The 10789-nt window shown below is 50.3% G+C and carries 9 protein-coding genes; 7 read left to right on the plus strand and 2 right to left on the minus strand.

The features are described 5' to 3' along the window. The first annotated feature begins 259 nt into the window (after positions 1 to 259). The 3 genes from HRU10_14030 to HRU10_14040 all read left to right on the plus strand — a co-directional run bounded on the left by HRU10_14030 (position 260) and on the right by HRU10_14040 (position 2187). Positions 260 to 874 carry an HD domain-containing protein gene (locus HRU10_14030; GenBank protein NRA28350.1) on the plus strand — a complete coding sequence of 205 codons (615 nt, stop codon included), beginning with the start codon at positions 260 to 262 and terminating at the stop codon, positions 872 to 874. A gap of 11 nt (positions 875 to 885) precedes the next feature. Then, positions 886 to 1413: a hypothetical protein gene (locus HRU10_14035; GenBank protein ID NRA28351.1), complete on the plus strand. Its 528-nt coding sequence runs from the start codon at positions 886 to 888 to the stop codon at positions 1411 to 1413. A 159-nt stretch (positions 1414 to 1572) separates the two neighbouring features. After that, complete coding sequence (locus HRU10_14040) at positions 1573 to 2187, plus strand: hypothetical protein (protein ID NRA28352.1); 615 nt, start codon at positions 1573 to 1575, stop codon at positions 2185 to 2187. 380 nt (positions 2188 to 2567) lie between these two features. Here the strand turns inward: HRU10_14040 and HRU10_14045 are convergent, their stop codons facing one another. Next, positions 2568 to 3518, minus strand: coding sequence for a transglutaminase family protein (locus HRU10_14045; protein NRA28353.1), 951 nt, complete (start codon positions 3516 to 3518; stop codon positions 2568 to 2570). Between the two features lie 13 nt (positions 3519 to 3531). Continuing rightward, entirely contained in the window at positions 3532 to 6237 is a 2706-nt protein-coding gene (locus tag HRU10_14050) for a circularly permuted type 2 ATP-grasp protein (GenBank protein NRA28354.1), read from the minus strand. Between HRU10_14050 and HRU10_14055 the strand changes: the two genes are divergently transcribed. The 4 genes from HRU10_14055 (at position 6212) to HRU10_14070 (ending at position 10562) form a co-directional block, all read left to right on the plus strand. Continuing rightward, a complete protein-coding gene (locus HRU10_14055) occupies positions 6212 to 7090 on the plus strand; it encodes an NAD(P)-dependent oxidoreductase (GenBank protein ID NRA28355.1) in 879 nt (292 codons plus the stop codon). The genes HRU10_14050 and HRU10_14055 overlap by 26 nt on opposite strands. 62 nt (positions 7091 to 7152) lie before the next feature. Beyond that, positions 7153 to 8034 (plus strand): LOG family protein, encoded by an 882-nt coding sequence (locus HRU10_14060; protein ID NRA28356.1) that lies wholly within the window; start codon positions 7153 to 7155, stop codon positions 8032 to 8034. A gap of 83 nt (positions 8035 to 8117) precedes the next feature. Then, positions 8118 to 10193, plus strand: coding sequence for an FAD-dependent oxidoreductase (locus HRU10_14065; protein ID NRA28357.1), 2076 nt, complete (start codon positions 8118 to 8120; stop codon positions 10191 to 10193). Between the two features lie 18 nt (positions 10194 to 10211). After that, a complete protein-coding gene (locus HRU10_14070) occupies positions 10212 to 10562 on the plus strand; it encodes an AAA family ATPase (GenBank protein NRA28358.1) in 351 nt (116 codons plus the stop codon). Positions 10563 to 10789 lie beyond the last annotated feature (227 nt).

Here is a 10789-nt window from a genome sequence, read left to right on the forward strand (position 1 = left end):
AAGATCATTTCATGCTTCCAACACCCACATGCCAAATACGCCGCATGAAGTCACCTTTTGCATTAGCGGAGTAATAAGGATTTACTAGGCCTTACTGATTACCTCGAATCGAAGACGCTGAATACGCAGGAGTAAGTAACAGCGATTGTTCCCGGCGCGAGGTGCGTTTTCGGAGAAGGGGATGAGAGATTCGATTCTAGGTCAAAAAAGACTTCCATCGGTGCATACGACCTTTAGCATTAGAATACTAATGAGCAGCATGTTTGCATTTAAGTCACTTTTACTAGAGCTCGACAGTCTGAAAGGTGTTTACCGGAAATCGTTTATCTCTGCTGAGAAAAGAAAAGAGAACTCTGCTGAACATAGCTGGCATCTTGCGGTAGCAGTGATTGCAATGAAGCATTTCCTGCCTGATGATGTGAATGTAGAAAGGATGATTCAGCTCTCACTTCTTCATGACGTATGCGAAATTGGAGCCGGTGATGTATGCTCTTACCATTCAGATAAGTCACAACAACGTGAAGATGAGAAAGCCTACATCATAAACTTAAAGGGCAGACATCCTCAATTCGGGGAGGAACTAATGGCTGCCTGGTCTGAATATGAAAGTCAGGAAACGCAAGAGTCTCGTTGGCTAATGCTATTCGATAAGCTGGTTCCATTTTTATTGAATATCGCCACTGAATGCCGGACATGGAGAGAGCAGAATATTGATTCCGAAATGGTTAAGAGCCATAATAAGTTCATTCAAGACCTATCGCCTGAGATCCACTCCTGGATGATGGGGGAATTGGATATCGCTGTAAAAAATGGGTGGATAAATGAGCCTAACAAACAAATTCAGGCGGACGCCCTCGGCGCCTCTGATCATTAACGTCAGATAGAATGAATTACCCGGAGAATATTGTATACGATTTTGACCATAAGGCTCTGAGCGCCTACCTCAAAACGTCTTGGTTCTTTAAGTGGTTTGGTATACTAGGTATCTTCGGGGCTACGTTCGCTCTTATGCCATTTGCCGAATGGCTTGAAGGGGAAGTTCTACTCGGAAAAGCAATATTTATTTCTATGTGGATTCTAATAGGAACGGTTGGTGTCTCAACAGCCTGCTATCTGCTCTTTAGTCATTTCCGGGCGTCAGCAACTGCGAAAACAATTTTCCTGAGGGTTGAAGGGAGTTTTTTGGTTACTGGTGCAAGAACGGGGGTTTTTGCGGAAACCCGTCGAGTTCATTTTAGATCTGCTACAGATTACTCTGTTGAAGAGACATGGCTCATGAAGCGTTTTGGGATTAAGCAACTTGGGATCAATACCTCAGGATCAGGCCCTAAGGCTAGGATTCTGATACCTGGTATTCTCGAGTGTGAGCGTGTTTCTTCTGAATTGGCTGAGATCGACAGTCAGCGAGAATAGATGGATTGCGAAGCTGGGCTCCGAAAATCCTGAGAAGATACCCAGTAGCGTGCAGAGCGATGGGCGGATTTTGAGTGAAGGGGGGGAGATCTTTAGTTCCAGATCAAAATTGGCCTTTCATGAGGTCATCTTTCCTTTAGCGTTGTGTGAAACCTCTTTATGAAAACAAAGCCGCTAATAGCTCTCTTCACTTCTCTCATTGTTGCTATCCTATATTCTGGGTGTGCATCTGTCACTCGAGGCACGATGGACGTCCTTGAGGTTCGGTCTGAGCCACCTGGTGCTCTTGTCGAAGTCACTCGGAAAGGAGCGGCATTCGATAAAAAAGAAATTGAGCAGAATCGGCTCTCAAAGGATGGGTCAAGGGCATTTGGGCCTTTGGTGGCAACCACCCCGGCCGCATTTAATTTGAAGCGAGAAGGTAACTACGAAGTTATAATTAGTAAGGAGGGGTACGAAACGCTCTATGTTGATGTAACGCACGAGACCGCTGGAGCTGGAGGGGCTGGGATGGCCGGGAATATAATACTAGGAGGAGTCATCGGGGCGGCAATAGATGCCAACTCTGGTGCAACACAAGATCTCACTCCAAATCCTGTTATTGTTGATCTCCAGAGTTTAAATGGGGCTCCTTCGGCGAAAACTGCGAAAGAGGAAGGTTTAGATGAAGAGACTGCCAATCGGTTAGAATTACTTAAGATGATCTATGAAACAGGGAAGATCACTGAAGAGCAATATCTGGCTAAGCGAGCACAGATGTTACAGGGCGAATAGACAGGACAGGTGACACCCAGAATACGCCGCGTGGTGACGGTTAGGGGCATGGGAGAATCTGTCAGATCAAATCGTGACTATCTCGCATTAATAAGGATCTGGCCATTGTGCACCTGCCTCCAACGTAATGCGGATGAACTTGTTTGGACGTGGGCCAGATAAAACTAGTAGGGAATGGATCGAAAAGTGGCCTGCCTCGTCCCAATCAAAGACCTCCTCTCGGAGGAGCATTCTTTGAGAATCCTGATCACAGCCATTACTTCGATGAAGAGAAAAAAGTCCCCAAAAAATCTGTGCCCATCTGTGAAATCCGTGATTGAAAGAATGTTCACCTCGCGCCCGCTTCGCTCGAGCCGCAGATCTTTTCAATAACCACGAGGCTACATTAGGTCTTCCCAGTAAATCCCTTTGCGCGGACTGTTTTCTTCTACTTCCCACTCTGGGCGCACGGTTACTGAGATTTCGATCTCTTGCTCTCCCCCACCGCTCACTGCTCCTTTGATGGGGGCTACATCCTGATAGTCTCGGCCTCGGGCGACATGGATATGCTCTTCATTCACAAATAGAGCATTCGCTGGATCAAGATCCACCCACCCGATCTCTGGGACGTATGTTGTCACCCATGCATGTGAGGCGTCCGCTCCTTCCAAGCGAGGCTGCTCCTCGGGAGGGTGCGTTAGGATGTAGCCACTCACATATCCTGCCGCGAACCCCATCCCGCGCAGACAGGCGATCATGAAATGCGCGAAATCCTGGCACACGCCCCCGCGCTTCTCAAAAAACTCCGTGAGCGGCGTGTTGATATCGGTAGCTTCATTGTCGAAGTCAAAATCCTGATGAATGCCATCACACAAGCGCTTGACCCCCTCTAGGTAGGGCCGGTTGGGATCGATGAACTGGCGTGCATAAGCCACAAATTCGTCCTTGGGCTGGGTCCACTCGGAAGGAAAACGAAAGTCAGCCGCATCCACCCCTTCTCGGGTAATGGGGTTCACTAAAAACCGGTGCACTTCAGCAGCGCTGGGCGAGTCTTCAGGATCCGGTATTGCTCGCACCAGCTTTTGCACTTGGGCCCGCATCTCGACCGTGAGCTCTGAGTGACTCTCCGCAATGGAAAACTGATGCCGGATATTGCCAAAATAATCGAGGCCCTCGGTCAAATCGTCAGGGCGCGGAGTCACTTGTAGAGAAAAGCGCTCAAGCGTCTGTTGGTTTGAATTCAGCGGAGACAGGAACGCTGCGTGGTGACTGATAGCGACCGGATAGGAGTAGCTGTATACCGTCCTATGATGAACGAAATAGCGCAGGGCTTTATTGACGTCAGTGATCATGATCGTGTTCCGTCTAAATCGATCCAGTCTGCTGGAGATGAGGGAGGTTCACCACGCTCTCTTGTCGGCGTGTGATGGCAAAAAACTGCTCACTGACTTGGTCAGACACAGCGAACAAGGCATCTTGAATTCGACCGAGGAATGCGTCCAATGCGCGCATTTGTATCCGATCTTCGAAGTCAGCGAAAGCGTCAGGCGATTCTACGGCAATTACTCCAGACAGCCGATGAACCAACAACGACATTGGTGAACGCGCTGTTTCGCGCACAGCATCGGGCAGGCGTTCTGCCAGATCCTGAAGCATGTCTACCTGAAATTGTATGCCTCGCGGATTAGTGCGGTCCCAGATAACGAGATCAAGAATCGCATCTATTTTAAACGTGCTCAGGTTACGACGCCGGTAGGTCAGCATGGAATCCAGCACTCCCAAAATATGCTTCAATGAATTATCCGTGGGCTCCTCGGTCTGACAAATCGCCGCACGCAGCATGCCAGCGATATTCATTGCACGCTCGATCCGACGCCCGATCTCAATAAAAATCCAGCCGTGACCACGGGTCATGTTTTCGGCGATTAGACCTGAGAAAGCAGCAAGGTGGAGCTGCGTGCGATCGACAGCCCGGAAGGAGAGATCACTCAGCTCTTCATGGTAGCCCACAGGCGGAGCCGAAAATGTAAGCCCACGGAGGATGCCAGATACTTGATTACTCAAACGCTCCCTTACACTCGATGCGGTTCGCTGCACCTGGGCTACGCTATCGATGAGGCTTCCCGGAAGCTTTTCATCCCAGATTAACGCGCTCAGCACTTCGACTGAGTCGAGATAGGTCCAATTATGACGGTCTTCGAGTCTAAGTCGTGGATAGTCTTCAGCAGGGATCAGAGCACGCAGCAACGGGCCCAGACCATCGAGGTCGCTCACATCTTCGGGATCGACCACGGCATCAATCGACTCTTTCAGCACACGTGCGAGGTGGTCGGCTCGTTCAGCATACCGACCGAGCCAAAAAAGATTATCCGCCACCCGACTAGGCAATTGAGGATGCAATGGAACGCGCTTGGATTTATGCTTCGTTTGGCCCAATGACTGCGAGCGCGGCGTATTCCCCTCTTTTCGTATCCAAATATCCTTACTGAGTCCGCCGTGCTGCATCGACACAGACACGTTTTCGATACTCGGTGATATACGCCCCAATCCACCTGGCATGAGCATCCAGCCTTTTTCAGAAGGCACCATGAACACGCGGACCAAGAAATGCCGGGGTTGGATATTTCCCTCCTGATACACCGGGGCTGTAGCTTGCGAGACACCCTCCTGGGCACACCACATTTCAGGCTCTTGCTCAATCAAAGCCCGCACCTGCTCCAATTCCTGGCCGCTTAGATTGGGCCCAAAAAAGGTCGCACGCTCGCGCTCATGAAAGACGGGCTTAACAATAAGCTTAGAAAGGTTGTCTAATACATAGGCGCGCTCCCGCACTTGCCCACACCACCATGTCGCCACACTGGGAATCAGTAACTCTTCTCCCAAAACGTGCTGACTCAGACTCGGCAAAAATGCAGGCAAGGCAGCCGATTCCAAAACGCCGACGCCCAATGAATTAGCAATCACCACCTGGCCTTCACGGACTACATTAACCAGCCCTGGCACACCGAGCATCGACTCCGCACGAAATTCCAGCGGGTCTGACCAAGAAGCATCTAAACGCCGCACAATCACATCGATCTGCTGCAGTCCCTCAATCGTCTTTAAAAAGACTTTGTTATCCCGCACGGTAAGGTCTGCGCCTTCCACCAGAGGGTAGCCCAGGTTGCGAGCCAGATAGGCTTGTTCAAAATAGGTTTCATTGAGTGGCCCCGGTGTAAGGACGACTATAGTTGGATCACTCTTACCATTCGGCCCCATCTGAACAAAGGAATCGTGGAGCTGCCGCACAAATGGCTGGAGACGCCGGATCTGTGCATCACGCATTAGACCCGGCACAACGCGCGTACTCAACGTTCTGTTCTCCAACGAATAACCCAAGCCCGATGCCGCTTCCAATCGATCTGACAAAACCCACCAACTTCCATCCGGGGACCGAGCCAGATCCGCAGCGTAGAAATTGATCCAACGACCCTCCTTCGGCACCGTGCCGTTGCACGGGCGAAGGAACAAAGGATTCCCCAAGACCAACGCAGCCGGATAGTGCCCTTCCGAAAGCAGGCGGCGGCGGCCATAAAAATCAGCAGCCAAATGATTGAGCAATGTGACCCGCTGCGTCATCGCCTGCTCGACAAACCCCCACTCATTCTCCGAAAAGATCAATGGAAGCATGTCCATGGTCCAAGAGCGCGTGCGATCCGACTCGGAAGAATAAACGTTATAGGTGATACCGTTTTCCTCAATTAGGTCGCGCAACAACCGATCGCGCTGAACTAGATCTTCAGAAGTGAATCTCTGGATCTTCTGCCATACTGCTGCCCAGCCTTCACGGACGCCCCCAAACTCATCAAAGAGCTCATCATAATACCCGTCCACACCGCTGTAGCCGTGGTGGATATGAAGATTGTTGAGCGTGGGACTGTGAGCCATGAGTTCGCAGGTAGTTTCAACCCAATCTATCGGATCACAAACCACAAATTTCATAGATCGAATCAGGATGGTCAGATCCGTGATTGCTGCTGGCGTGCAGATCAACAAATTCTTCGGTATGAACGCAACTGATACACCTTCCATCGGCTTTATCGGACTCGGTGTCATGGGGTCTTCCATGGCAGGCCATATCTTGAAATCGGGGTATCCGCTGACCGTTTTCAATCGAACTCGAAGCAAAGCAGATCATCTGATTGATGCCGGTGCAGTCTGGGCGAATTCGCCGGCTGAAGTAGCGAAAAAGTCTGATATCATCTTCACGATCATTGGTGACCCCTCTGACGTGAAGCGGGTCTATCTTGAGGACGATGGACTCGTTCAATCCGCTCATTCGGGAACCATGTTGGTGGATATGACGACCTCATCACCCAAACTGGCTCAACAAATTTCTGAGGTCGCGGCAACAAAGGATATTTCTGTATTAGATGCACCCGTGTCTGGCGGAGATCGGGGCGCGCGCGAAGCCACCCTTTCCATCATGATCGGCGGCAATGAGGCTGCCTATGGTCGCATCCTTCCCATCCTGAAAGTAATGGGGAAAAACATCGTTTATCAAGGTCCTGCTGGCTCCGGCCAACATACTAAGATGGCCAATCAAATCGCTGTCGCAGCCGGCATGTTTGGCATTACTGAATCGCTCGCCTACGCAAAGAAATCCGGACTCGATCCAGAAAAAGTACTCCAAAGCATCTCCAGCGGTGCTGCCGGAAGCTGGAGCCTAAGCAACCTCGCCCCACGCATCCTAAACGGCGATTTTGCTCCCGGCTTCTTCGTGAAACACTTTATCAAAGACATGCGCATCGCCCTAGAATCTGCCGAATCCATGGAGCTATCTCTCCCCTGTCTCGAAATGGCAAAAGCTTCTTACGACCGCCTGGCTGCACTGGGCCATGAAAACCTGGGCACGCAAGCACTCGCAAAGCTCTATTTTTCATAGTCTCTCGCCTGTAGTTACAGGCGTTTATTATCCCTCGGCTCCTGCCGACATTTAGGGTTAATATGAACCCTTATCAAGAAAGCGATGAGATCGACGGCTCACGCGACATTACCCGTAAACCGCCTAAAGCCTACCATAACTCTGATTTTATCGGAAGCGTCGCCGCGCGTCATATCCGCGTTCAGTGCGAATTGCTGGAGCCCTACTATCGCTTTCGTGGCGAACACGTAAACCACACTATCGTATTTTTCGAATCGGCTCGTATCCAACCTCGTGACGTTATCGAACAAAAACTCGAGCTAGCCCGACGCACTGGGACGGGAGCGCATACGCCTGATATGTCCGAAGAGATAGAGGCTCTGGAAAAGGAATTAACGGTCAGCCGCTATTATGAAGATGCGCGCCGGATGGCAAAACAGCTTACCGAATGGTCAGACGCCACATTCCCTAAGGAAGAGGATCGCTATTACATCAGTTCTGGGGGTGGGCCCGGCATCATGGAAGCTGCCAACCGTGGAGCCAAAGAAGCGGGTGGACGATCCATCGGGCTTGGCATCTCTCTGCCCTTCGAAGCGAGTAACAATCCCTACATCACACCCGATCTCAGTTTCGAATTCCACTATTTCTTCGTTCGTAAATATTGGTTTCTGTATCCGGCGAAGGCAATTGTCATCTTTCCCGGAGGCTTCGGAACGATGGATGAATTCTTTGAAGTCGTGACCCTGATCCAAACCCAGAAAATCAGAAAAAAAATGCCTATCGTCCTCTATGGCCACGACTATTGGGATGGGCTGATTAACTTCGAAAAATTTAAAGACCTGGGACTCATCTCTCCTGAAGATTTGGATCTATTTAAAATCATCGACGATGTGGATGAAGCGCAGGAATACATCATTCGGAAAATCGCAGATTATAAAATAAACGACCAAGATTCAGTTAAATGAGAATCCGGTCCGAAGTTCGCTTTTCTTACTAAATAAGATCACCTTCTCAAAAACGACATAGCCCACCACCAGCCGGAGCCAACATGAGTGAAACATTGCCAGAAATAAGAATGGAGACAGTCATCCTCGGAGGCGGATTTGCAGGAGCTTACTGTGCCAAAACCTTGGGCAAACTCATCGAAGGAGAGCACAAGGGAAAAACAGCCCTCATTTCTGAGGAAAATTATTTGGTTTTCCAACCTATGCTTCCTGAAGTCGCAGGCTCAGCACTGGGCGCAAATGCCGTGGTGAACTCCCTTCGGACCTTTGCTAAAGGTGTGACCGTCTTCAAGGGCACTGTTTCTGAGATCAACTACAAGGAGCGCTGCATCCTGCTGAATGCAGGGCACTTCTCCTCAAAAGTAAAAGTCTACTTCGAAAAGCTCGTTGTCGCCCTCGGTGCAGTGATCGATCTGAGTCGCGTACCCGGCATGCCTGAACACGCCTTTCTGATGCAAAACGTCGGAGATGCTATGAAACTGCGGGCAACCGTCATTGGCCGTTTCGAAGAAGCAAACATCCAGACTGACCCAGAGATCAAGCGACGCCTGCTCACATTCGTCGTCGTCGGCGGCGGCTATTCAGGCGTAGAGACGGCCGGGCAAATCATCGACCTATTCCACGGCATTCAAAAATACTATTCGAATATTAAAGATGATGAATTCGAAGTAATCCTTATCCACAGCCGAGACCACCTCCTGCCTACGCTGTCGACGAAATTGGGTAAATACGCCGAAAAGATTCTCAGAAGCCGCGGCTTGAAGGTGATGCTCAACGAGCGCGTTAAAGCCCTTACCTCAAAGCAAGTTTATCTGGGCAATGGCGAGGTGGTCGAGTCCCACACAGTGGTATCCACCGTCGGAAATGCCCCCCACCCCATTGTCGTCGATCTTTGCGAAAAACACGGCATAGAGCATGAGCATGGCCGCATCCGCACCGACTCTGCGATGCGTGTCATTGGCACAGAAGGCATCTACGCTGCTGGCGATTGTGCTGCCGTCCCCCTTTGGAAGAGCGACGAATCCTGCCCGCCCACAGCTCAATTTGCTATGCGGCAAGGCATGCTTCTCGGGAAGAACATTATGGCCGAGGCCCAAGGTAAACCCGTCAAAGATTTCAAATTTACCGGGCTCGGTGAGCTCGCCACGATTGGTCACCGCTCGGCGGTTGCCTCGGTCTTTGGACTTCAATTTTCAGGCTTCTTCGCGTGGTTCATGTGGCGGACAATTTACCTGAGTAAGCTACCTGGCCTAGACAGGAAAATGCGCGTTATGATCGATTGGACGCTCGATCTCTTTTTTCCGCGCGACATCAACATCATCAGCCCACGTTACAGCCGTTCGCTCCAAGAAGTATACCTCGAAAAAGACAACATCCTCTTCAATCCTGGAGAGCCTGCGTTCTCCTTTTACGTCGTGAAATCGGGACGAGTCGACATCGTCGATGGTGACCAACTCATTAAGACCATCGAAGCCGGAGAATTTTTCGGAGAACGCGCCTTGTTCGACGACAACACCTGGCGCTTCCAGGCAATCGCTCGCAAGCCTACGACGCTCATCGCCCTCAGCAGTGGTGAATTCAAGGCAGTCATGGGAACGTCCAAGTATTTTCAGCGCCTCCTCACTCGATCTGCCCAACAATATCGCTCTGGTGAAGACCTCGAAGCCCTGCTTAAGCAGCTCCCGGACAGCCTCCTTGATAGTGAAGTCAAAGACGTCATGCACAGCATGGTTGATTCATTCCCAGTCAACACGTCGGTGTCCGACACCCTCAAAACCTTCAAAGAATCGCGCCATACCATTTACCCAGTTACCGAACCCGATACAGGAAAGTTCCTAGGCGTATTCCGACGCGACGATTTCTACGATTACATAAAGCAAAAAAACGTTTCTGGCTACTCCACACTCGAAGGGTTGCACCTACGTGAACTCCCTCAGATTCATCCCATGTTCCCCGTGCGGCTGGCGTTGGAAATCATGGTGCGCGAAGGATCAAACAAGGTGATCGCTACGGAAGACAACACGATCTCCGGCCTCATCACGATCATGGATATCATCGGGGGTCTCGACTTTGAGGATAAGGCAGAGCAACCAGTCGAAGCCGCGGCATTTGAGATCTGAGATTTTGGTTCGTTAAAAATGGATGAATCCAATCTCCCATTCGTCTTAACTGGTGGGCCCGGAACTGGGAAATCCACGGTATTGGGATTACTGGCAAATCAGGGATGCTTTTGCATTTCGGAATCAGCCAGAGGTATCATAAGGCAGAGAACTAATCAGGGTCTACCGAAACGGCCAGAAGCTATTCTCGAAGCGGATATTTTAGCATACGAAAAGATTCCGAAATGTGATAATCCGATATTCATTGACCGCGGTATCGCAGACGTGCTGAACATGCTATTTGAGATTGGCAAGGTCGACTTGGCCGAAGCAAAGCGTCGCCTTTCGATCTATCCGATCCAACGCCAAGTCTTCTTTTTCAAACCATAAGAAGCGATCTATAATAATGATAGTGAACGAGACCAGTCTTACCAAGATTGCCTAAGAATCTCTTCTCGCCTTAAATCTTGGTATTGCTCACTCGGCTTCGAACTAATCGATGTTCCGACAGGTTGCCGCGAATCGAGGGCAGAGTTCAACTGAGCTGGTCCCGCAATGTTGGACAGGTTGCTAAGAAGAAATAAGATACAAGCAACCGATGAAAAAACGACGTAAAT

The organism is Opitutales bacterium, from assembly GCA_013215165.1.
In the GTDB taxonomy this organism is placed as follows: domain Bacteria; phylum Verrucomicrobiota; class Verrucomicrobiia; order Opitutales; family JABSRG01; genus JABSRG01.